The sequence below is a fragment of the Bacillus sp. EU63 genome (assembly GCF_038592915.1).
Classification (GTDB): Bacteria; Bacillota; Bacilli; order Bacillales; family Bacillaceae; genus Bacillus; species Bacillus velezensis.
Genome location: NZ_CP151944.1, coordinates 3,421,867 through 3,442,548 on the forward strand (window position 1 = coordinate 3,421,867; position 20,682 = coordinate 3,442,548).

Here is a 20,682-nt window from a genome sequence, read left to right on the forward strand (position 1 = left end):
CTGTTTATACTATAACGGATGTGCATGAACGGAATATGAACAAAACGTACATTTTTGACAAAAACCAAAATAAACTCTATTAGTCAATATTATCAAATTCATCTGCCTCCGGTTGCGGAAATAAGGAATATTTAATTGAATGTTTAAGTTTGACAGATTAAAAACCTCACGGATCTCTCCGTGAGGTTTGTTTTACTCAGATGCTGAATGGCGTTTCGCAAGGACGTCAAGCACGTCGTCCAAAGGAAGCGACTGCTCACGCAGAAGAACGAGCAAATGATACAGCAAATCCGCCGCTTCCCATTTTAATTCTTCATGGTCGCGGTTTTTCGCGGCGATAATAACCTCTGCGGCTTCTTCGCCGACTTTTTTGAGGATTTTATCGACGCCTTCCCGAAACAGATACGTTGTGTAGGCTCCGTCAGGCATCTCCGCCTGCCGTTTGGCGATTACGCTTTCCAGTTCGTTTAAGATGCCGAAACGGTCCTGCGCGTCCGCTTTTTCCGGAGAAAAGCAGCTGTAACTTCCCTTATGGCATGCGGGTCCTGAGGGCTCCGCAAGCACGATGAGGGCATCTTGATCGCAGTCATAACGGATGGCTTTCACCTTTTGGGTATTCCCCGACGTCGCTCCTTTATGCCACAGCTCCTGCCGTGAACGGCTGTAAAACCAGGTTTCTTTCGTTTCTATCGTTTTTTCATAGGATTCACGATTCATATAAGCCAGTGTCAGCACTTCTTTGCTTGCCGCATCCTGTACGATGGCGGGAATCAGTCCGGCCTCGTCAAACCGCAGTTCATCTGCCCGTTTCATCTCACATTCACCCCGTGTTTCTTCATATAATCTTTCACTTCTTTTATAGATGTCTCTTTGTAATGGAAAATGGAAGCTGCAAGCGCGGCGTCCGCTTCACCGATCGTGAAGGCTTCAAGCATATGGCGCGCGCTGCCGGCTCCCCCTGACGCAATGACGGGCACCGGGACGGCACGTGTGACAAGCTGTGTGAGCGTATGATTAAAGCCTGTTTTCTCTCCGTCAGCATCCATGCTTGTCAGCAGGATTTCGCCCGCTCCCCGGCTGACGGCTTCTTTTGCCCAGGCCGTGACTTCCCAGTCGGTTTTCTGTCTTCCGCCGTGTGTGTACACTTTATAGCAATCCGAATCTTCGTCATACTTTGCGTCAATCGCCGCGACGATGCATTGCGAGCCGAAAAAATCCGCTCCTTCCGTAATCAGCTCGGGGCGGAGGACGGCCGCTGTATTAACGGATACCTTGTCAGCGCCGGCGCGAAGCATTCGTTTCATATCGCTTAATTGATTAATTCCGCCGCCGACTGTAAACGGAATCGCCAGTTTTGCCGCAACCTGTTCTACAACGTCTGTCATCGTCTTGCGGCCTTCGTGAGAGGCGGAAATGTCGAGAAAAACAAGTTCGTCAGCGCCCTCCCTGTCGTAAGCTTCGGCCAGCTCGACAGGATCGCCCGCATCTTTCAGCCCGAGAAATTGTATGCCTTTGACGACGCGTCCTTCTTTCACATCGAGACACGGAATGATTCGTTTCGTGATCATGCGTCCTTCACCCCGCTGAGCGCTTCAGCCAATGTAAATTGTTTTGTATACAGCGCTTTTCCGATAATCGCTCCCGATACGCCCGCGTCTTTGAAGCGGGCCAGTGCTTTGAGATCGGCGACTGAGCTGACTCCGCCTGAAGCGATGACGGTTTTTCCCGTTGCTTTTGCGAGCTGAACGGTGCTTTCGATGTTCGGTCCTGACAGCATGCCGTCAGTTGCAATATCCGTGAAAATGAAGGTTTCCGCTCCTTCGGCCGCCAATTCACGGCCCAGATCGGCCGCTCTTACCGAGGATGTTTCCAGCCAGCCTTCCGTCGAGACATATCCGTTCCTTGCATCAAGGCCGATCGCGATTTTGCCGCCGTATTGTTTCAGCATGCTCTTCACAAATGCCGGATCGGATACGGCCGAGCTGCCGAGAATGACGCGATCAACGCCTTGTGATAAATAACCGTACACATCCGCTTCAGAACGGATCCCGCCGCCGATCTCGACTTTGATATCAAGCTGCCGCGCAATGTCAAGAACATGCCTGTCGTTTACTTTCCTGCCTGCTTTCGCGCCGTCAAGATCCACGAGATGAATCCATTCGGCACCTTCTTGTGCAAATTGCGCCGCCATGTCTAAAGGAGAGTCACCGTATATCGTTTCCTTGCCGTAATCACCTTGGATGAGGCGGACGCATTTGCCGTTTCTCATATCAATTGCCGGATATAATGTAAAAGCGTTCATTTCTTCACCTTCTGTTCCGCTGCCATTTTTGTAAATTGCGTTAAGATCGCCATTCCGGCCGTACCGCTTTTTTCCGGGTGAAACTGGGCACCGAAGACATTGCGTTTCCCGACGATGGCCGGAACACGAACGCCGTACTCAGCGCTTGCCAGAAGATCGCCGTCTTCCATCCCGTCTATATAATAGGAATGGACAAAGTAAACGAAGCCTTCTTCCGCTTCCGAAAGCAAAGGAGACGTTTGGTGAAACGTCAGCCGGTTCCAGCCCATATGCGGCACCTTCAGCTTTTTTCCTTCGGCATCTCTGTCTTTGAGTCTCACAGCTTTTCCGGCTAATAAACCAAGTCCTTTTGCAGAGCCGTTTTCGGTGCTTTCTTCGAAAATGAGCTGCATGCCGAGGCAGATGCCGAGGAGCAGCTTCCCCTCGTCAACCATACGGTGTATGAATTGATCAAGCTTCGTGCTGCGTAAATTGTCCATGGCGTCACTGAATGATCCGACACCGGGAAGAATAAAAGCATCCGCTTTTTCAAGCTCTTCCGGCCGGTCTGATACGACATACGGGACGCCGACGCGTTCCAGCGCCTTCGACACGCTGAATAAATTGCCCATACCGTAATCAATTACACCGATCATTTACAGCATTCCTTTCGTAGACGGCACACCCTTGACGCGCGGATCAATGGATGACGCTTCATCAAGCGCTCTGCCAAGCGCCTTAAACACGGCTTCTATCATATGATGGGTATTCGTGCCGTAATGAACGATGACGTGCAGATTCATTCTCGCTTCCAGCGCCAGTTTCCATAGGAATTCATGTACCAGCTCGGTATCAAACGTTCCGACTTTCGCTTGCGGAAATGCAGCGCGCATCTCAAGGTGCGGCCGGTTGCTCAGGTCTACGGCAACTTGGGCGAGCGCTTCGTCCATCGGTACAAGCGCTGATCCGTACCGTTTGATCCCTTTTTTATCACCGAGCGCCTCCAAAAAAGCCTGCCCTAAACAGATGCCGATATCTTCAGTCGTATGGTGATCATCTATCTCCGTATCGCCTTTTGCGTCAACAGTTAAATCGAATTGCCCGTGCTTTGTGAACAAATCAAGCATATGAGTCATAAACGGCACATCCGTGCTGATATCGGCTTTTCCTTCTCCGTCTATTTCGAAAGCCAGCTTAATATCGGTCTCATTTGTTGTTCTGGCGCGTTCCGCTTTTCTCATCGGTCATTCCTCCGTTTCTCGCTTCAATCGATCTTGCGTGCGCTTCAAGCCCTTCCAGTCTCGCGAAGGCGGAAATGCTGTCTGCGTGCGTTTCAAATGCCTTCCGGCTGTAAGAGATGATGCTCGATTTCTTTTGAAAATCTGTTACATTCAACGGGCTTGAAAACCGCGCCGTTCCGTTTGTCGGCAAAACGTGATTCGGTCCGGCAAAATAATCGCCGACCGGTTCAGCGCTGTATCGTCCTAAGAAAATCGCTCCCGCGTGTCTGATGCTTCCAAGCAAAGCCTCCGGCGAATGCGTCATGATTTCTAAATGCTCGGGCGCCAGCGCATTCACCGTGTCCACTGCATCTTCCATCGATTCCGTAATATAAATGCGGCCGTGATCCTTGATCGACGCTTCGGCGATTTCTTTACGCGGCAGGGTCTGAAGCTGTTTATTCACCTCATCTGATACGGCTTCGGCAAGCTTTCGTGAATCGGTGACAAGCACGCTTGAGCTGAGCGTATCGTGTTCGGCCTGTGAAAGCAGGTCAGCGGCGACTTCTTTGGGCACCGCCGTATCGTCTGCCAGAACCACGATTTCACTGGGCCCGGCAATCATGTCAATATCCACAACGCCGAAGACTTCGCGCTTCGCGAGCGCTACAAATATATTGCCGGGGCCCGTGATTTTATCAACAGGCTGTATCGTTTCGGTTCCGTAAGCGAGCGCGGCAATTGCCTGAGCGCCTCCCGCTTTGTAAATTTCCTTTATGCCGAGCTCAGACGCCGCCGCCAGAACGCCCGGCGAAAGGCGGCCGTCTTTTCCCGGAGGACTGACGAGAACGATCCGTTCCACTCCCGCAGCGAGAGCGGGGATGACATTCATTAAAACGGAAGACGGATAAGCGGCCGTCCCGCCCGGCACGTATACGCCCGCGGAATCGAGCGCCGTTATTTTCTGCCCGAGCATCGTGCCGTCATTGCGATGGTAAAACCAAGAAGATTGCAGCTGGCGTTCGTGATATTCTTTAATATTGGCAATCGCCTGTCTGATCACTTCCAGCAGCTGATCATCAAGCAGACGGTATGCCTCGGTGACTTCCTCTGCGCTCACGGCCATTTGATTCAGGCTGATGCCGTCAAATGTTTTTGTATAGGCCAAAACGGCTTTGTCACCGTTTTGTCTGACGTCTTCAATAATCCCCCTGACGGTTTTCCGCTGCTCTTCGGTTCCGCTGTCGATGGAACGCTTCAGTGAGAACCGCTCGCTTCTTTTTACTGCGGTTATTTTCATTGTGCCGTTTCTCCTTCCACAACCCTGGCCAGCCTGGCCGCCATTTCGTCGATTACATCATCCTTCATGCGGTAGCTGACCGGATTGACGATAAAACGCGATGTGATGTCACAAATATGTTCTGATTCAACGAGACCGTTTTCCTTTAATGTCCGCCCGGTTGATACGATATCGACGATTCTGTCAGCAAGGCCGATTAAAGGCGCCAATTCAATCGAACCGTTCAGCTTAATGATTTCCACCTGCTCGCCCTGCTCTCTGAAATAACTTGACGCAACATTCGGATATTTCGTCGCAATCCTCGGGGCGACCCCGTTCCAATCCACTCCGGGAAGTCCCGCAACGGCGAGATGGCATTTGCTGATTTTCAGATCGAGCACCTCATACACGTCACGCTCTTCCTCAAGCATGACATCCTTTCCGGCAATACCGGCATCAGCGACGCCATGCTCGACATAGGTCGTCACATCCATCGGCTTTGCCAGAATAAAGCGGAGATTTTCTTCAGGAACGTCAATGATCAGCTTTCTCGATTCTTCAAACTCCTCGGGCAGCCTGTATCCGGCCTGCCGCAGCAACCCGGCCGCTTCTTCGAATATCCGTCCTTTTGGCATTGCCATTGTGAGTACCTTACCCATTCCGCTCTTCCTTTCTGGCACCGATAAAGTATGTGACGTTTGCGAATGATTTTGTCATATGATCGATATTTTCAATGCCCGCCAGATCCTGCAGGACGACTTTTCTGCCTCTCGCCCTTTCTTCCTCCGCGAATAAAATGGCCTGCGCCCGCTGCTCCTTGCTGAAAATCACGGCGTCCGCTTCACTTGTTTCTTCCTGGATGCCGAGCGCTTCAATCAGCCTGTCGATACGGAGCCCGAAACCCGTGGCGGGAGCGGGACTGCCGAAATGGCCGAGAAGATTGTTATAGCGTCCGCCGCTTCCGATGACGAAACCGACATTTGCCGCGTACACTTCGAATAAAATTCCCGTGTAATAACTCATATGGCTGACCATATTCAGATCAAGGCGAATATGCTCGGCACACCCGTAATCCTCAAGAACGTCCCACAGGTCTTCCAGCTCCTGAATCAAGCTTTGTCCGGAGATGCCGATGATCTCCTCCGCCTTGGCGCAGATCTCTTTCCCGCCTCGCAATTCCAGAAGTGCGAGCAGCCGGCTTTTGTCTATTGAAGAAAGCGGAAGCGATTTGACATGTTCCCTGTATCCCACGTAATTCTTTTCAAAGAGAAAGCGCCGCAGAACATCCGCCCGCTCGGCATTGCCCAGAACCTCGACAAACAGCTCATCAGCGAGTCCGGCATGGCCGATCGCGATTTTAAACCGGTGCAATCCCGCGTTTTTCAAAGCGCCTGCCGCCAGCGCAATCACCTCGGCGTCCGCGCTTGTTGATCCGTCGCCGATCAGCTCCGCGCCGACCTGTTCGAATTCGGCCGGACGTCCGCCTTCCCGCTCCTGAGCGCGATAGACGCTTGCCGCGTACCCCGCTCTGAGCGGATGATTGTGTTTGTGCAGCTGAGACGCCGCCACCCTGGCAATCGGCCCGGTCATGTCAGGCCGAAGCACAAGCGTTTTTCCGTCCTGATCGAGAAGCTTAAACAGCTGCTGTTCTTCAATAGCTGACTGGACGCCTACTGTTTCATAAAATTCAAGGGTCGGCGTCTCCATAAACTGATAACCCCATTTATCAATTAAATCCGTCAGTGTGGAACGGACTTTTTTCTTGGCTTCGTATAAACCGGGCAGCGTATCTCTCATGCCATGCGGTTTCTCAAACATAAACATTTGCCTTTTACACCTCCGCTTTATCTGAAGGAAAATTCGGAATCCTTTAGTTCGCTAATATGATAATATGTTAGCAGATAAAAGAATGAATTGCAACGCTCAATGTCCGCCTATTCTTTTCCATAAACATGGCTAAAGAATGAACAAACCTGTAAACATACCGGAACGATCGAATCATATTGAGCAGAAGTGCTATAATACATAGAATAGCTTCATCAGAAACAAGGGAGAGTAATAATGAAGACGCTTGGAACATTATGTGTGCTGATTCTGACAGCCATCCTTGTCTATCTCGGGTATAACATCTATACAAACGATATTCATTTGAATTTTTTTAATCAGCAGTCCGACGAGCCTGATGAGAAAACACCGTTAAAAGGGAGCGCGTCACCGCTGAATGTCGTTCTGTACAGACAGATGGATTCTCCCAGACTGTACAATGGCTGTGAGGTGACGAGCCTTGCCATGATTTTGAACAATGCCGGATATCATGTGTCAAAAAATACATTGGCGGATAAAATCAATAAAGTTCCGCTCACATACAGCAGCGGGCTGAAGGGAGATCCGAATGAAGGATTTGCCGGAGATATGGAAAACGGCCCGGGTTTAGGCGTTTATCATGAGCCGATTGATAAACTTGCCAAAGAGTATGCGGGAAACAAAGTATACGACCTGACGGGAAAAGACATTTCTTCAGTGTACCGCCAGCTTGAAAAAGGGCGGCCGGTCTGGGTGATTACCACCACATCCTTTAAGCCGGTTGATCATATGCAGACTTGGAATACGCCGAACGGAAAGATCGACATTACGTTCAGCATGCATAGCGTAGCCGTCACCGGTTATGATCACGATTATGTATACGTTAATGATCCTTACGGCTATAAAAACAGAAAAACAGACCGGTCTGACTTTGAAAAAGCCTGGAAGCAGATGGGCAGCCAGGCCATTGTGATCAAGTCATAAAAAAACCCCGCTGACGTTAATCAGCGGGGTTTTCCATTCGTTTTTTCATTTCTTCGTCCGTATAGATCACCTGCATCGGATTTCCTCCGACAAACGCCCCGGCCGGGACATCTTTGTGCACCAGGGTGCCGGCTGATACAACGGCTCCGCTCCCGATGGTGACGCCGGGCAGAATGGTTGTGTTTGCACCGATCATCACCTTGTCACCGATTGTGACAAAACCGGTCCGGTACTCATGTATTAAGTATTCATGAGCCAAAATCGTCGTATTGTAGCCGATGATGCTGTTTTTTCCGACAGTGATTTTTTCGGGAAACATGATATCCGGCATCACCATCAGCGCGAATGACGTCTGTTTTCCGACATTCATTTTCAAAAAGGTTCGGTACAGCCAGTTTTTCACGCTTAAAAACGGCGTATACCTTGCGATCTGAATGATGATGAAATTTTTCATCACCTTCAGAAAGGGAACCGTCTGATAAACATGCCACAATGAATTTGCACCTGCAACCGGATGGCGGTCTGTTTTTCTCACGGATTACTTCACTCCGGTGATGTGCAATAAATCACTCATTTTCTCGAGCATATAATCGGGTTCATAGGCGGAAAGCGCCTGTGCGCCTTTAATCGTCCACGCGACGCCGGCTGTTTTCGTGCCGGCGTTTTTTCCCGCCATGACATCGTGATAATTGTCACCGACCATTAGGGCTTCCGACGGATCGCACCCCAGCCGGCTGAGAGCAAGCCGCACAGGCTCGGGGTCAGGCTTCGGATGCTTAACATCATCAAGCGTGACGACAGTATCGAAAAACGCCCCGATGCCTGTCAGCTTCAATCCCATATTCACTGTATCCCTCAGCTTTGTGGTGACAATCCCGAGCTGATAGCCCGCTTTTTTCAATTCATCAAGCGTTTCATAAACCGTTTCGTACTCCGTGACGAGCTCATCGTGCTTTTCATGGTTGAATGCTCTGTACATGCTGATCATCTCATCGCACTTTTCGGCATTAATGCCTGAAAACGTTTCATACAGAGGCGGGCCGATAAACGGAAGCACATCTTCCCTTTTGAACTGCCCCGGGCAATAATGATCAAGCGTATGAAGGTAAGAAGCGATAATCAGTTCATTCGTGTCAATCAGCGTGCCGTCGAGATCGAATAAAATGGCGGTTACACGTTTATCAGTCATCTTATGTCCTTTCCGATTTCAGGCGTCAGTCCGTGTCGGCATACCGCTTATCGGCATACCCCTTCATGCGTCTGAAAATCATTAAAATAATCGCAAGTACAATCAGCACAATGGAAATGACCTGCGCGATCCGAAGCTGGCTCGTAAGCATCAGGCTGTCCGTCCGCATTCCCTCAATAAAGTATCTGCCGATCGAATACCAGATCACATACGTCAAAAACAGATCGCCCCTGCGCAGGTTCACGCGGCGGAGCAGAAGCAGAATCACGACGCCCGCAAAACTCCACAGCGATTCATACAAAAACGTCGGGTGGTAATATTGTCCGTCTATGTACATCTGATTAATGATGAAATCCGGAAGATGCAGACTTTCCAAAAATGACCGGCTGACCGCTTCACCGTGAGCCTCCTGGTTGATAAAGTTCCCCCAGCGCCCGATGGCCTGGCCGAGCAGAATACTCGGCGCGGCAATATCCGCCAGCTTCCAGAATGAGATGCCTCTTACTTTTGAAAAGACAATTCCCGTTGCGATCGCGCCGATTAATCCGCCGTGAATCGCAATGCCGCCTTTCCAAGTTTTAATGATTACCCCGGGGTGTTCCGAGTAATAGCTCCACTCGAAAAGCACATAATATGCCCTTGCGCAAATGATTGCGATCGGGATGGCGAAAAGAACAAGATCAATAAAAATGTCCTTATTCAGCCCCCGCTTTTCACTCTCCCTCATGGCCATCCAAAGCCCTAATAACGCGCCCGCGCCGATAATGATTCCGTACCAGTGCACGGATAAAGGCCCGAGCTGAAAGGCAATCGGATTGATTGGTGTTCCTGCTTCATTCATATCATTGCCAACTCCTATTCGTCTTGTTCGCCGTCCTCAATGACATCCGCCAGCTTATTCGTGAATTGCTCGGCAGCATTCAAGCCCATCCGCTTCAATCTGAAGTTCATCGCCGCAACTTCGATAATAACGGCGAGATTCCGCCCCGGGCGAACGGGAATGGTCAGTTTTGTAATTTCCGTATCAATGATTTTCATTTTTTCTTCTTCAAGTCCGAGACGGTCGTATTGTTTCCCTTGCTCCCAAAGCTCAAGGTCCATGACGATTGTAATTCTTTTATTGCTTCTGACGGCGCCCGCTCCGAACAGCGTCATGACATTTATAATGCCGAGCCCCCTGATTTCGAGCAGATGCTCAATCAGATCAGGCGCGTTCCCGACTAGGGTATCCTGATCCTCCTGCCGGATTTCAACGCAGTCATCCGCGACAAGACGATGGCCTCGTTTGACAAGCTCCAGCGCCGTTTCACTTTTACCGACTCCGCTTTTTCCCGTAATGAGCACGCCGACGCCGTATATATCCACAAGCACGCCGTGAATGGCCGTTGTCGGCGCGAGACGGCTCTCAAGAAAATTCGTCAGCCTGCTTGACAGCCTGGTTGTTTTCAGAGGGGATCTGAGCACAGGCACACCGTTTTGCTCGGAAGCTTCTACAAGCTCCGGCGGGATCGGCATATCTCTGGAAAGTATGATAGCCGGCGTCACATCGGTGCACAGCGATTTCATCCGCTGTTTCTTATCTTCCTCGGGAAGCTGATCAAAAAATGACAGCTCCGTTTTTCCTAAAAGCTGCACCCGTTCTCTCGGGTAATATGTAAAATAACCGGCGATTTCAATACCGGGCCGTGATAAATCACTCATCGTAATCGGGCGGTTAATCCCTTCTTCTCCGCTGATCAATTCTAAATGGAACTGCTCCATTACGTCTTTGGTCCGAACCTTTGCCAAGATATGTTCCTCCTGTTCTGGGATGTTCCGAGCTTTGAACAGTTATATTTTATCACTTTACCGTCTGAACCAAAACAGATTTATACAATTCCGGCATAACTGGTCTAGATAACTAGTCTGAAAAAGAGTAAAATAAAACTAACAACTAACCAGAAAGGCGTGTTTTAAAGTGGCTGAAAGCTTGTTAATCAGCGGTGCGGACATCGTAACAGAAGAAGAAATCATCCGAAACGGATTTCTCGGTATAAAGAACGGCATCATTTCTTACGCGGGGAAAACAAGACCGCAAGAAACGTATGAGAAGGAATGGAAGGCGCCCGAGGGTTCGTATGCACTTCCCGGAATGATTGATATCCATATTCACGGCGGATACGGCGCGGATACGATGGATGCTGATGTTGCAGCTCTTGATACAATGTCCGCCCGGCTGCCCGAAGAAGGAACAACCTCTTTTCTAGCGACAACGATCACACAGCAGCACGAAAACATTGAAAAAGCGCTCGTCAACGCCAAAAAATGGGCGTCTTCCTCACCGCAGGCCCAAAAAGGCGCTGAGTTGATCGGCATTCATTTAGAAGGACCGTTTGTCTCTCCGAAAAAGGCGGGAGCACAGCCGAAACAATGGATTACTCCTGCTGATGCCGGACTCTTTCAGAAATGGGAGCGGCTCTCGGGAGGGCTGATCAAAATCGTGACGCTTGCGCCGGAAGAAGATCCTGATTTCAGCCTGATCCGTTATTTAAAAAACCAAAACATCATCCCGTCAATGGGACACACAGACGCGGGAGCCGAGCTTTTACAAAAAGCGGCGGATGCCGGGGCGGTGCATATGACGCACCTCTTCAACGCCATGAGCTCCTTTCATCACCGTGAGCCGGGGGGCATCGGTACGGCTCTCGCCTGCGGCCGCATCACGGCGGAGCTGATCACCGACGGCATTCATTCCCATCCTCTGGCCGTTAAGCTTGCCTATTTGGCGAAAGGAAGCCAAAATCTGATCATGATTACAGACTCCATGCGGGCAAAAGGGCTTAAGGACGGAGAATACGAGTTCGGCGGACAAAAAGTCACCGTTCGCGGGGACACGGCGCTTCTCTCTGACGGGACGCTGGCCGGTTCCATTTTAAAAATGAATGAAGGCGCAGCGCTCATACGCAGGTTTACAAACTGCTCATGGCCGGATATAGCAAATATGACATCGGCAAATGCGGCCCGCCGCCTCGGCATATTCGACCGTAAAGGAAGCATCGCCGAAGGAAAAGACGCCGACGTTGTTCTGACGGACGGACAGTGCGGCGTGCTGGCCACGATTTGCCGCGGAAACACCGCATATATCTCAAGGGAGGCTGATTGGACATGAACGTTATCACATGCAGACATTATGAAGAATTAAGTGAAAAAGCCGCATCGATTATCGCTGAAACAGTGAAACAAAAGCCGGATGCCGTTCTCGGCCTTGCGACGGGGGGCACTCCTGAAGGCGTATACAAAGAACTTGTGCGGATGCACCGCTCAGAGGGCTTGTCATTCCGAAATGTCACGACGATCAACCTTGACGAATACGCCGGGCTTTCTCCCGAGGACAAAAACAGCTATCATTATTATATGAATACACATTTTTTTGCACATATCGACAGCCGAAAGGACCGCCACTTTCTCCCTGACGGACGGGCAGACGATCTTGATGCCGAATGCGGACGCTATGACCGATTGATTCAAACACTCGGCGGAGCGGATATACAGCTTTTAGGCATCGGACACAACGGCCATATCGGCTTTAATGAACCCGGGACGCCATTTGAATCCCGAACCCATGTTGTTGAGCTGAATGAAGAGACAAGACAGGCGAATGCGCGGTACTTTCCGTCAATTGATCAAGTCCCTGTAAAAGCCCTGACAATGGGGATCGGGACGATTTTGTCCGGCAAACGGATTTTGATCATGGCATCCGGAAAAAGCAAGGCCCAAGCGGTGAAGCAGCTTCTGGACGGGCGCATCAGCGAAGCATTCCCCGCCTCCGCCCTGCACGCGCATCCGGATGTGACGGTCTTGATTGATGAACAGGCTGCGGGCGGCGATTGAAAGGATTTGACCTATGCAGATTGATAAACAATCTCCGATTCCGATTTACTTTCAGATTATGGAACAATTAAAAACACAAATCAAAAACGGCGAGCTGAAAGCGGATGCGCTGCTTCCGTCGGAGCGGGAATACGCCGAACAATTCGGCATCAGCCGAATGACGGTGCGCCAGGCGCTTTCCAATCTGGTGAATGAAGGATTTTTATACAGGCAGAAAGGCCGGGGAACGTTCGTCAGCAAACTGAAGATGGAACAGCCGCTTCAAGGGCTGACAAGCTTTACGGAAGATATGAGAAGCCGGGGCATGAAGCCGGGGAGCAGACTTGCCGAATACCAGCTGATTCAGGCGACGGAAGAATTATCTTCTATCCTGGGATGCGGCTATCCGGCAACGCTTCATAAAATCATCCGCGTCCGGCTGGCAAATGATATCCCGATGGCGATTGAGGCATCGTACATCCCGTTTGACAAGGCGGGAAAATTGGATACCTCCCATTTTCAATCATCCATGTATGAGCATATTGAAGCGTACAATCAGATGCCGATCTCACGGGCAAAACAAGAGCTTGAACCGGGAGCCGCTTCCGAGGAAGAAGCTGAGCTGCTCGGCATCCAGCCCGGCGCGCCCGTCCTCTATATCAAGCGGACCACTTATCTGCAGGACGGCACTGCCTTTGAGCACGTCAAATCCGCCTACAGAGGCGACCGCTACACATTCGTGCATTATATGGACAGGGTGAAATGAAACATCTCCAACCGTTACGGGTTGGAGATGTTTTTTTGATCTGCCATTTTCAAATCAAGCCGGTGAATGTTCTCTATGACTCTGTCAAAACGAAGAGGCTGGGGTTCCGGTATCTATTTTTATAAAGAAAAGAGTAATAAAATGCTATCCTCTGTTTTGGACAATATACGGAACCTGCTTTGAAATCAGCAGCAGCGGTTCTTTGTTTTTATGAGCCAATGAAAACATGATTGCGCCTTCAATCATCGAGTTGATTGTCATCCCAAGCTTCTCCGCTTCCTCTTGTTCAAACCCATGCTCAAGAAATTTTGCCGCAAACACATCCGTCCACTTCTTGAACACCTCAACACATGTGCATCTTAACGTTTCATTGATCAGAGCGGTCTCACCCGCCAGCAATCCAACCGGCACGCCCTCAATATTCTGCGGATCATTAAACTGTTCAGCCGTTACATGAATAAAGTGCTGAATCGCTTCTACAGGGTCCGCGGATTGAGACATACTATTCTGTATCTGCTTTTCAACGCATCTTCCCGTATATTTGATCGCCGCAATGGCGAGTTCTTCTTTTCCGTTTGGAAAGTGATGATACACTGACCCTCTGGGTGCTCCGCTCTCTTTTATAATTTGATTCAAACCAGTCGCATGGTATCCCTGAATCTGAAAAAGATATGCAGAGGTTTGAATAATTCTTTCTTTTGTCCCGGTTTTACTGTTCATTATGTTTCCTCCTGCATATTACGAAAACCAATCGATTTTAGTATAGAAAAGGGACATAAAAAAGTCAAAAGCACTTATTACAGCAGGGCGCCGCCATTTACGTACAGAAAAAATCCTGCTGACCGTCAGATTTTCTTCTGAGTGATCAGCAGGCTGTATTTTTTTCGTTATGGGTTTGAGGCATGCCTGAAATCAAACTGATCCGGAGCCGGGCGATACGGCGTATTTCCCGTTTTGAACATCCACAGCGGTGATATTGTTTTGCCGTTGTACGGGTCCTTAACGACGGTGTACCAGTAATAAACGGAATCAGGCTGCAGGCCGTCCCAGATCCAATTTGCGGTTTTTCCGCTTTTTACGTGTTTTTTATGACCGAGCAGTTCGTTCGTATAGACGTTGCATTCAAAATAATCGGTCGCAACCCTTTTCCTCTTCGGCTGTAAATCCATTTCTGCTGAGAATTCGTCTTTATCAGCGAACAGATCGGTGTCATAGTAATTGATGTCATCCGTGTACGGCGAGTAGGAGAACATGTGAACCTGATTGGCGGCCTGATCGAATTGCATCATGCGCATAAAGCCCTGTCCCCCTTCCGGACCGTCCTGGTAGTCGGTCAGAATTTGGTGGACGAGGCGGTCCGGTTTTCCGTCCCCGTCATCGTCAAGCGCATCGGTTTTTTTCATGGCGTTATGGTAATGGCCGCTTAATACCATCGCCACATTGCGATTCGGCTTAACGACTTTTCGATAGATCGTTTCCCCGATCGGACTTCGATTTCCGCTCACAAGCAAGTACTCATGAAAGCATAAGATGGCGGTTCGGTCCGGATACCTCTTTAGCACTTGATTGATCCAGTCAATCTCTTGTTCCCCAATGCCCCAGCCCATATAAATCATAATAAAATCGTTCCCGCTTGCCGACAGCAGGTCATAATGCCCGCGGTTATTTTTGTATGATCCGCCGTAATGCATGTTCTGTTCAAACCGTCGGCTCCCGAAGAAATCCCCGAAGGTTCGGTATGTGCCGTCTTTATGGCCGACGTCGTGATTGCCTGCAAGCACTCCGTACGGAATCCCCGCCTTGTCAAGCGTCCGCATGGAGTGATCGGCGTTTTTCCACTGTTTCATCACCATTGAATCATCGACGATATCACCGGTATGAAAGACATATTTAATATTGTGCTTTTCCTTATTTTCTTTGATCCACTCCGTCATTTTGTCAAAAATGTGCGGGTGCCCTTGTGCGTAATACTGTGTATCCGACATCCAGACAAACGTGTAATTGCCTTTCGCCGGTATTTGATCCTGCACGATGACATTCATTTTTGAGTTCTTCACCACATCCGCTGCGGAAACGGCGGCTTTTAATGTAAACGGCTTTTTATCTTTGGCAAGGACGCTGTCCGCCTCCTGCCAGCGGCTTGTCCGGTAATTCCAAATATACATAGTTACCTTTCGGCCGGGCAGAGAGCTTCCTTTCCAGACCGCCTCGGCCAGATCCGTTTCGTCGATAGACGGGTCAACGGAGACTTCGAATCGGTGATAAGGAAAACGCTCCATACTTTCCGTCGAAACGGTTTTTCCGTCATTTGCCGAGATGCGGTTCATTTCAGGCAGGGTAAACGGCATTTCATTTTCTTTTATGCCCCTCGGCGGTTCCGTTAATGAGGCGTGTTTATACACTTTCACGCTGCCCGGATTCCGCGCGGTATAACGGAAGCCCCGGTAAAATGATACATTCATGTCATCCTTCGTCGGGTCTTTTACCCGGACGGACAGCTTTGCTTTGTGGGCGCCGATTTTTTGATCGGCAAGCTCCGGCTGGTTCGGCTCCTCCCGTTTGATATGGAAGGTGCGGACGGAGGTTGTTTCATTTCCGGCAAGGTCTGCCGCAATGATAGTAAGGGTATGCTTTCCGGGCTTAAGATCGGCTGATGACGTGTGATGCGGGAGCGTAATGCTTTCTCCGTCCAAAAACGCTTTGACCTCTTCCACTTTGCTCCATTTATCACGGATGTCCGCTTTCAGCTCAAAGTTACCTTTCAGTGTCGCGCCTTCTTTGATTCCCGGAACAATCTTCGGCCCCGTATTGTCCACCAGCACAGACTGACTGAGCTGCTCTTCACCGTCGCTCACAAAAATGTGGTGATGCCCTTCAGAAAGCTTCACCGTATTCCATGGCAGAAGCCGCGACGTAAACAAATGATCCGGCAGGCTGAATGAGAAGGTCATGCGCTGATTCGCCCGCTTGCCGTCACCGATAAACAGCTGCTCAGCCGGATCCCGCTCCCCGTTTTTGATCACCGTTCCGTCTGAAAGCACCAGGCGGGCATTTTTCACGATAAAATCATCCCGATTCTCCCCTGTGTCATACGGAGAAACCTTGGAGCCCGAACGGATGGAGACTTTCTGTGTTTTGCCCCCTTTTTGCAGCAGACGTTCCGGCAGCAGCACCGAGTACGTTCTGTAGCGGTGTGCCGGATCGTCAAAAATGTGCAGCACCTCGTTTTCCATCATGACGGTGTTTTGGAAATAAAGATTCGTTTTCCGGGCATCGAAAGCGAAGTAAACTTCTTTTTCCAGCGCAGGCCGGGTCTCCTGCAGCTTGCCGTCAATCCACAGCTTGATCTTATCAGCGCTGACGTCGGATGTCGCTTTGAGGAGATAGGTGCCGGATATCGTATCTTCGGGTTCAATGTTCATCCTGAGTCCGTGTGATTTGCTCGTCTGTTTAATGTCAATCATCTTGACGGGCGTTTTTGCTTCATTTTCTCCGTCACCGGCTGCGATGTAATACTCAAGCTGATCCTGGCCGAGCAGTTCCGGGGAATAAAGAATGTGACGATATAACCTGTCGTTGCGGTCTTTTTCAGCCAGAATTCGTTTAAATGGTTTTTTCTCATTGGTTCTGTAATAAAACGCGGCTGTTTTGACAAGGTTTTTGTCCCGTATGTCAGCCTTTAATTCGATGCTTTCAGCGGGCCGGACCGGCTTTCTGTCTGTAAGGTCTTCAATGACCGGTTTTTCCTTGTCCGGTTTGATCACCCTTTTCTGCTGCGGAATCTGCGCCTGAAAAACGAATCCCGGTGACGGCTTATGTTCGCTCGTGGAAATCTTCAGCAATTCTCCCGTTCCGTTCAGCGGATATTTATAAAGCAAAGAAGTCAGCCGGCGGAACGCGTGTTTTCGATAGTGCGCTGAGGCGATGGTTTTTCCGGTATTTGCCGACAGCACCACCGTCCTCGGCCGGTCGTTGGACATTCCGTCCGTCCCCTCGATGACGGCGAGATGTTTTCCCTCCTTCAGCTGTGTTCCGTAGTAGCGGTTGAAATCATCTATCGTCAGTTCTGATGCGGCGCGTCTCAGCCAAAACACATAAGCGCCGCCTGACGGAATGACCGTATCTTCTTTCGGCCTCCATATCATATCTGACTCCGGCCCTTCCTTCGGATAGCGGTAGCGGATGTGATAATCCTTAAAATGGATGGGTCTGTCCGTCGTGTTATACACCTCGATAAATTCATAGGCATCAGCGCCGTCTTCATTTTTCGTATCAACCGCAAGCTCCGTAATCATCAGCTCGGGAATATGATTCAAATCGGCTTGATAGCCGTCCAGCTTCAGCCGCTTTTTCTCCGATTCCGCCCGCTGTCTGCCGTTGGTGAAAACGAGGTAATATTCCAATTCTCCATTCCAGATATCCCGTTTTGAAACCTGGGCCGTAAACAGCCGGATTGCGCCTGGCGCGGGCTCCATCGGCACCATTTTAAACCCCAGCTCATTGCTTTGTTTATAAAAAAGAAACGCCGAAAATGCTTGATAGTCGGCATTATTTACATGAGCCTGTATGAACAGGTTTCTTTTCATTTCCGCCTTTACTTCTATTTGGGGAGGATTCTCCAGAAGCGGTATGTAATGAGGCGGCTGTCCGAATTCCTGCTGATTCACGGGGATTGCCGGTTCTTTGCGCGCCGCATCCGCAGAAGGACTTACACAAAGCAAACAAATCAGAAAAAAGAGCGTCATCACAAGTTTCATCTCATTACCTCCCTATGCATTATGTTGCGTCAGGAGGCCGCCGCTTATGTAAACCGCACATAAAAAAGCTGCCCTCTCGGGACAGCTCGTTTTTTACCCTTTTCTAAGCGGCTCCAATATGCCTTTTTGAATCAGCAAGTGGAAAACGGACAGCACGACGGATGCCCAAATGGCGGTGCCGAACCCGTCAATCTGAAAGCTGTCTCCCATCAAGGCTGCGGTCATCATTAACGTAATGGCGTTGATGACAAACAGAAAGAGGCCGAGGGTCACAACCGTGACGGGCAATGTCAATATGACGATGATCGGTTTGATCAGCACATTTAACACAGAAAGAATCACACTGGCGATGACAGCCGCTCCGATACTGCTGATATGGACGGAATCAAAATATCCCGCGATAACGATTAATAATAACGCATTTACTAAAATGCTGACTGCCCATTTGATCATTTATTTCAAATCTCCTTCTAAAGGTACAACAAAACACCAGATAATATATACAATCGGCACGATTCCCGGCATGACAAGCGCTAATACAACGGTGATAATGCGCAAAAGCGACGCATCCATATTGATGTACTCCGCCAAACCGCCGACGACGCCGGCAATTTTACGATTTTTTTCTGAACGGTAAAGTCTTTTCATCCAATCACCTCTGAGTATGCTTGAGCTTAATGGCTCCTGTTAACGATTCTGAGAAAATCGAGAGATGCTGATCATGGCCTTGATTTGATGCCAGCATCAGTTCTTTTTGAATGGTATCATTCTTTTCCTTTAAAATCTCCGCATCAATCAGCTCATGGCTGAGAGAGCCGAGATTGCTTTTCAGCTCCGCTTTCACCGCCGCGTCATCAGGCAGGGCGATTTCCACGTTTCCGGTAGTCGTTTTCGTGTAGATGGAGCGGCAATGCGGCGCAGTCACGGTAAGCATGATATTGCCGTTAAAACTTTGGACGTCAATGGATTCACTCGATCCGCGCAAATCAATCAAGCCGTTGATCGTTTCCGCTTCAATCGTGCCGCATTGGTGTCCGGCCAGCTTGATTTGTCCGTTAGCCGTTTCCGCCGACGCTTTCTCAGCCGTCAAATGAGAGAATGACAGAACGCCGTTTGTCGTTTTCGCTGAGAATTCTTTTACATGTAAATGTTCCCCTCTGATCGGTCCGTTAAACAGCTTCACTCTTATCTTATCGTACTCTTTCTGAGGAACATAAAGCGTCACATTGGTTTTCATCGTTTTCTTTTCTGTGCGGACAAAAAACTTATTGCCCTTCACTTCACACTCAATGTGCTGAAGAAATGCGGTGCGCGCCGCCTCCTGACTGTCCGCCCGGTACACTTTCGCCTGGCACTCCGCTCTGATATCTTCATCCGCCCACGGCACGATATTGACGCTGCCGTTTGCGATCTGCATATCAATGGCCGAGAATTCACTGTCTTTAAATTGAAAAATATGCTGCACTTCGTGTGCGTGGCCGAAATTCAGATCAAGATCCGCTTCCTTCACTTTTTTGACGGCAGAATCAATCCAGTCGAACAGCTTCGCCCCGAGCGACGGCTTTTGGCTTCCTTTTGCCCCGCTTTCGAAATCTTCCGCAGGTTCCTGGACCTCCGCAGATAATGCGGTGATCTGCTCTTCTTTTTCTTTATATTCATGATCCAGTTTTTCAATGAGCGTCAGTGCTTCCTGCGCCGTCAGCATGCCGTCTTCCACAAGCTTTAAAATCCGTTCTTTCTCCTGTTTCATACAAAACTCCTCCCCCGACTTTTCTTACACCTGGCGTAACACCTTAATTCCCTGCACGATATTCCAAATGACCATTCCGATGAGGATCAGAAAATAAACAGCTGCTCCTGTTATCATAACAAAAACGGGCACCATACTCTCCCCTTGAGCCGTAATCAATCCGCCGCCAACACCCGCGGTCACAATCAGCAATCCCGCAAACGGAATGATATGGGAAATCAGAGCGCGCATGGCATGCCGCTCGTCTCTTTTTCATCGACGACAAAGTAAGCCACAATCGGAAGAATGAGCGGCGCGAGAAACACGCTGAAATAACAGATTGATGCGATAATCGCTTGATTTCGGTTCAATAAAAACACTCCCTGTGCCGTAATGTAAAAACCCTTCCTTATACATACGTATGACGAATGGGCGGGTTTCATTTTCATGCTAAGGACATGCTTCGTTATACGTAATTTTTGATTTCAGAGATTTCACTATAGAATCTTTTCCCCGAACCGATTACAATATGTAACAAAGCCTGACCGTATGCAAGGAGGACATACAAATGGAGAAAGATCCCGAAAACGCCCAAGTAACGGAAGAGAGTCTTCGAAATTTAATTCGCGAACAGAAAAGAATGAACAGCGAAATGCTGGCTGAATTGGAACAGATCAAAGCAGCCCCTCTTCCCATTTCCCATGATATCCAATATATAAAAGTGCTGCTGGACAGCAGCAGCACCCATATTCTGCAGGACTTAATGCATTTAAGCAGACAGCTTCCCCAACAGAAAAAAAGCCTGTAACAACAACAGCCCAAAAC

22 protein-coding genes and 1 pseudogene are annotated in these 20,682 nt (G+C 49.5%); 5 read left to right on the forward strand and 18 right to left on the reverse strand.

Annotation, left to right across the window (positions count from 1 at the left end):
* Positions 1-192: 192 nt before the first annotated feature.
* Genes hisIE through NYE38_RS17195 form a run of 8 tightly spaced genes read right to left on the reverse strand, consistent with a single transcriptional unit; the run spans position 193 to position 6,604 of the window.
* The gene (gene hisIE / locus NYE38_RS17160; RefSeq protein WP_017418841.1) at positions 193-813 is read right to left on the reverse strand and encodes a bifunctional phosphoribosyl-AMP cyclohydrolase/phosphoribosyl-ATP diphosphatase HisIE; all 621 of its coding nucleotides are present in this window, start codon (positions 811-813) and stop codon (positions 193-195) included.
* Entirely contained in the window at positions 810-1,568 is a 759-nt protein-coding gene (gene hisF, locus NYE38_RS17165; RefSeq protein ID WP_014418971.1) for an imidazole glycerol phosphate synthase subunit HisF, read from the reverse strand. The genes hisIE and hisF overlap by 4 nt, the downstream gene beginning before the upstream one ends.
* A complete protein-coding gene (gene hisA / locus NYE38_RS17170; protein ID WP_017418840.1) occupies positions 1,565-2,302 on the reverse strand; it encodes a 1-(5-phosphoribosyl)-5-[(5-phosphoribosylamino)methylideneamino]imidazole-4-carboxamide isomerase in 738 nt (245 codons plus the stop codon). Before hisA ends, hisF begins: the two co-directional genes overlap by 4 nt.
* Positions 2,299-2,937, reverse strand: coding sequence for an imidazole glycerol phosphate synthase subunit HisH (hisH, locus tag NYE38_RS17175; protein ID WP_017418839.1), 639 nt, complete (start codon positions 2,935-2,937; stop codon positions 2,299-2,301). The genes hisA and hisH overlap by 4 nt, the downstream gene beginning before the upstream one ends.
* Positions 2,938-3,522: an imidazoleglycerol-phosphate dehydratase HisB gene (gene hisB, locus NYE38_RS17180; RefSeq protein WP_014418974.1), complete on the reverse strand. Its 585-nt coding sequence runs from the start codon at positions 3,520-3,522 to the stop codon at positions 2,938-2,940.
* Positions 3,488-4,801, reverse strand: a complete 1,314-nt coding sequence (gene hisD, locus NYE38_RS17185; protein ID WP_017418838.1) for a histidinol dehydrogenase — start codon at positions 4,799-4,801, stop codon at positions 3,488-3,490. The genes hisB and hisD overlap by 35 nt, the downstream gene beginning before the upstream one ends.
* Positions 4,798-5,439 carry an ATP phosphoribosyltransferase gene (gene hisG, locus NYE38_RS17190; protein WP_017418837.1) on the reverse strand — a complete coding sequence of 214 codons (642 nt, stop codon included), beginning with the start codon at positions 5,437-5,439 and terminating at the stop codon, positions 4,798-4,800. Before hisG ends, hisD begins: the two co-directional genes overlap by 4 nt.
* Positions 5,432-6,604: an ATP phosphoribosyltransferase regulatory subunit gene (locus NYE38_RS17195; protein ID WP_017418836.1), complete on the reverse strand. Its 1,173-nt coding sequence runs from the start codon at positions 6,602-6,604 to the stop codon at positions 5,432-5,434. The genes hisG and NYE38_RS17195 overlap by 8 nt, the downstream gene beginning before the upstream one ends.
* 237 nt (positions 6,605-6,841) lie before the next feature.
* On the opposite strand from NYE38_RS17195, the gene NYE38_RS17200 reads away from it, so the two are divergent.
* Positions 6,842-7,567 (forward strand): C39 family peptidase, encoded by a 726-nt coding sequence (locus tag NYE38_RS17200; RefSeq protein ID WP_025649337.1) that lies wholly within the window; start codon positions 6,842-6,844, stop codon positions 7,565-7,567.
* Between the two features lie 16 nt (positions 7,568-7,583).
* Here the strand turns inward: NYE38_RS17200 and NYE38_RS17205 are convergent, their stop codons facing one another.
* Genes NYE38_RS17205 through hprK form a run of 4 tightly spaced genes read right to left on the reverse strand, consistent with a single transcriptional unit; the run spans position 7,584 to position 10,544 of the window.
* Positions 7,584-8,102, reverse strand: a complete 519-nt coding sequence (locus tag NYE38_RS17205) for an acyltransferase (RefSeq protein ID WP_014418977.1) — start codon at positions 8,100-8,102, stop codon at positions 7,584-7,586.
* Between the two features lie 3 nt (positions 8,103-8,105).
* Positions 8,106-8,756 carry a pyrophosphatase PpaX gene (gene ppaX / locus NYE38_RS17210; RefSeq protein WP_021495263.1) on the reverse strand — a complete coding sequence of 217 codons (651 nt, stop codon included), beginning with the start codon at positions 8,754-8,756 and terminating at the stop codon, positions 8,106-8,108.
* 25 nt (positions 8,757-8,781) lie between these two features.
* Positions 8,782-9,597, reverse strand: coding sequence for a prolipoprotein diacylglyceryl transferase (gene lgt, locus NYE38_RS17215; protein WP_014418979.1), 816 nt, complete (start codon positions 9,595-9,597; stop codon positions 8,782-8,784).
* Between the two features lie 14 nt (positions 9,598-9,611).
* The gene (gene hprK, locus NYE38_RS17220; RefSeq protein WP_003151456.1) at positions 9,612-10,544 is read right to left on the reverse strand and encodes an HPr(Ser) kinase/phosphatase; all 933 of its coding nucleotides are present in this window, start codon (positions 10,542-10,544) and stop codon (positions 9,612-9,614) included.
* A gap of 169 nt (positions 10,545-10,713) precedes the next feature.
* On the opposite strand from hprK, the gene nagA reads away from it, so the two are divergent.
* The 3 genes from nagA to NYE38_RS17235 are packed head-to-tail and all read left to right on the forward strand — an operon-like array spanning position 10,714 to position 13,371.
* Positions 10,714-11,904, forward strand: a complete 1,191-nt coding sequence (gene nagA, locus NYE38_RS17225) for an N-acetylglucosamine-6-phosphate deacetylase (RefSeq protein WP_025649338.1) — start codon at positions 10,714-10,716, stop codon at positions 11,902-11,904.
* The gene (gene nagB / locus NYE38_RS17230; RefSeq protein WP_017418833.1) at positions 11,901-12,626 is read left to right on the forward strand and encodes a glucosamine-6-phosphate deaminase; all 726 of its coding nucleotides are present in this window, start codon (positions 11,901-11,903) and stop codon (positions 12,624-12,626) included. Before nagA ends, nagB begins: the two co-directional genes overlap by 4 nt.
* 13 nt (positions 12,627-12,639) lie before the next feature.
* The gene (locus NYE38_RS17235) at positions 12,640-13,371 is read left to right on the forward strand and encodes a GntR family transcriptional regulator (protein ID WP_071182011.1); all 732 of its coding nucleotides are present in this window, start codon (positions 12,640-12,642) and stop codon (positions 13,369-13,371) included.
* A gap of 144 nt (positions 13,372-13,515) precedes the next feature.
* Here NYE38_RS17235 and NYE38_RS17240 read toward each other — a convergent pair whose 3' ends face one another.
* The 6 genes and pseudogenes from NYE38_RS17240 to NYE38_RS17265 all read right to left on the reverse strand — a co-directional run bounded on the left by NYE38_RS17240 (position 13,516) and on the right by NYE38_RS17265 (position 20,228).
* On the reverse strand, positions 13,516-14,091 hold the full coding sequence (locus NYE38_RS17240; protein WP_014305913.1) for a TetR/AcrR family transcriptional regulator: 576 nt from the start codon (positions 14,089-14,091) through the stop codon (positions 13,516-13,518).
* Positions 14,092-14,258: 167 nt separating this feature from the next.
* Entirely contained in the window at positions 14,259-18,128 is a 3,870-nt protein-coding gene (locus NYE38_RS17245) for a metallophosphoesterase (RefSeq protein ID WP_340801903.1), read from the reverse strand.
* Between the two features lie 93 nt (positions 18,129-18,221).
* Positions 18,222-18,581, reverse strand: coding sequence for a phage holin family protein (locus NYE38_RS17250; RefSeq protein WP_014418984.1), 360 nt, complete (start codon positions 18,579-18,581; stop codon positions 18,222-18,224).
* Positions 18,582-18,776: a PspC domain-containing protein gene (locus NYE38_RS17255; RefSeq protein ID WP_014418985.1), complete on the reverse strand. Its 195-nt coding sequence runs from the start codon at positions 18,774-18,776 to the stop codon at positions 18,582-18,584.
* 4 nt (positions 18,777-18,780) lie between these two features.
* Entirely contained in the window at positions 18,781-19,878 is a 1,098-nt protein-coding gene (locus NYE38_RS17260) for a DUF4097 domain-containing protein (protein WP_104842857.1), read from the reverse strand.
* A 24-nt stretch (positions 19,879-19,902) separates the two neighbouring features.
* Positions 19,903-20,228 (reverse strand): annotated as a pseudogene (locus NYE38_RS17265) (hypothetical protein).
* Between the two features lie 197 nt (positions 20,229-20,425).
* On the opposite strand from NYE38_RS17265, the gene NYE38_RS17270 reads away from it, so the two are divergent.
* Complete coding sequence (locus NYE38_RS17270) at positions 20,426-20,665, forward strand: hypothetical protein (protein WP_003151443.1); 240 nt, start codon at positions 20,426-20,428, stop codon at positions 20,663-20,665.
* The last annotated feature ends 17 nt before the right edge of the window (positions 20,666-20,682 follow it).

Coding starts and splice junctions, on each gene's coding strand:
- hisA (WP_017418840.1), bottom strand. CDS start 2,302: ATGAACGCTTTTACATTATATCCGGCAATTGATATGAGAAACGGCAAA.
- NYE38_RS17235 (WP_071182011.1), top strand. CDS start 12,640: ATGCAGATTGATAAACAATCTCCGATTCCGATTTACTTTCAGATTATG.
- NYE38_RS17195 (WP_017418836.1), bottom strand. CDS start 6,604: ATGTTTATGTTTGAGAAACCGCATGGCATGAGAGATACGCTGCCCGGT.
- NYE38_RS17260 (WP_104842857.1), bottom strand. CDS start 19,878: ATGAAACAGGAGAAAGAACGGATTTTAAAGCTTGTGGAAGACGGCATG.
- hisF (WP_014418971.1), bottom strand. CDS start 1,568: ATGATCACGAAACGAATCATTCCGTGTCTCGATGTGAAAGAAGGACGC.
- lgt (WP_014418979.1), bottom strand. CDS start 9,597: ATGAATGAAGCAGGAACACCAATCAATCCGATTGCCTTTCAGCTCGGG.
- NYE38_RS17255 (WP_014418985.1), bottom strand. CDS start 18,776: ATGAAAAGACTTTACCGTTCAGAAAAAAATCGTAAAATTGCCGGCGTC.
- NYE38_RS17245 (WP_340801903.1), bottom strand. CDS start 18,128: ATGAAACTTGTGATGACGCTCTTTTTTCTGATTTGTTTGCTTTGTGTA.
- NYE38_RS17240 (WP_014305913.1), bottom strand. CDS start 14,091: ATGAACAGTAAAACCGGGACAAAAGAAAGAATTATTCAAACCTCTGCA.
- hisIE (WP_017418841.1), bottom strand. CDS start 813: ATGAAACGGGCAGATGAACTGCGGTTTGACGAGGCCGGACTGATTCCC.
- hisG (WP_017418837.1), bottom strand. CDS start 5,439: ATGGGTAAGGTACTCACAATGGCAATGCCAAAAGGACGGATATTCGAA.
- NYE38_RS17200 (WP_025649337.1), top strand. CDS start 6,842: ATGAAGACGCTTGGAACATTATGTGTGCTGATTCTGACAGCCATCCTT.
- nagB (WP_017418833.1), top strand. CDS start 11,901: ATGAACGTTATCACATGCAGACATTATGAAGAATTAAGTGAAAAAGCC.
- hisH (WP_017418839.1), bottom strand. CDS start 2,937: ATGATCGGTGTAATTGATTACGGTATGGGCAATTTATTCAGCGTGTCG.
- NYE38_RS17250 (WP_014418984.1), bottom strand. CDS start 18,581: ATGATCAAATGGGCAGTCAGCATTTTAGTAAATGCGTTATTATTAATC.
- ppaX (WP_021495263.1), bottom strand. CDS start 8,756: ATGACTGATAAACGTGTAACCGCCATTTTATTCGATCTCGACGGCACG.
- hisB (WP_014418974.1), bottom strand. CDS start 3,522: ATGAGAAAAGCGGAACGCGCCAGAACAACAAATGAGACCGATATTAAG.
- hisD (WP_017418838.1), bottom strand. CDS start 4,801: ATGAAAATAACCGCAGTAAAAAGAAGCGAGCGGTTCTCACTGAAGCGT.
- NYE38_RS17270 (WP_003151443.1), top strand. CDS start 20,426: ATGGAGAAAGATCCCGAAAACGCCCAAGTAACGGAAGAGAGTCTTCGA.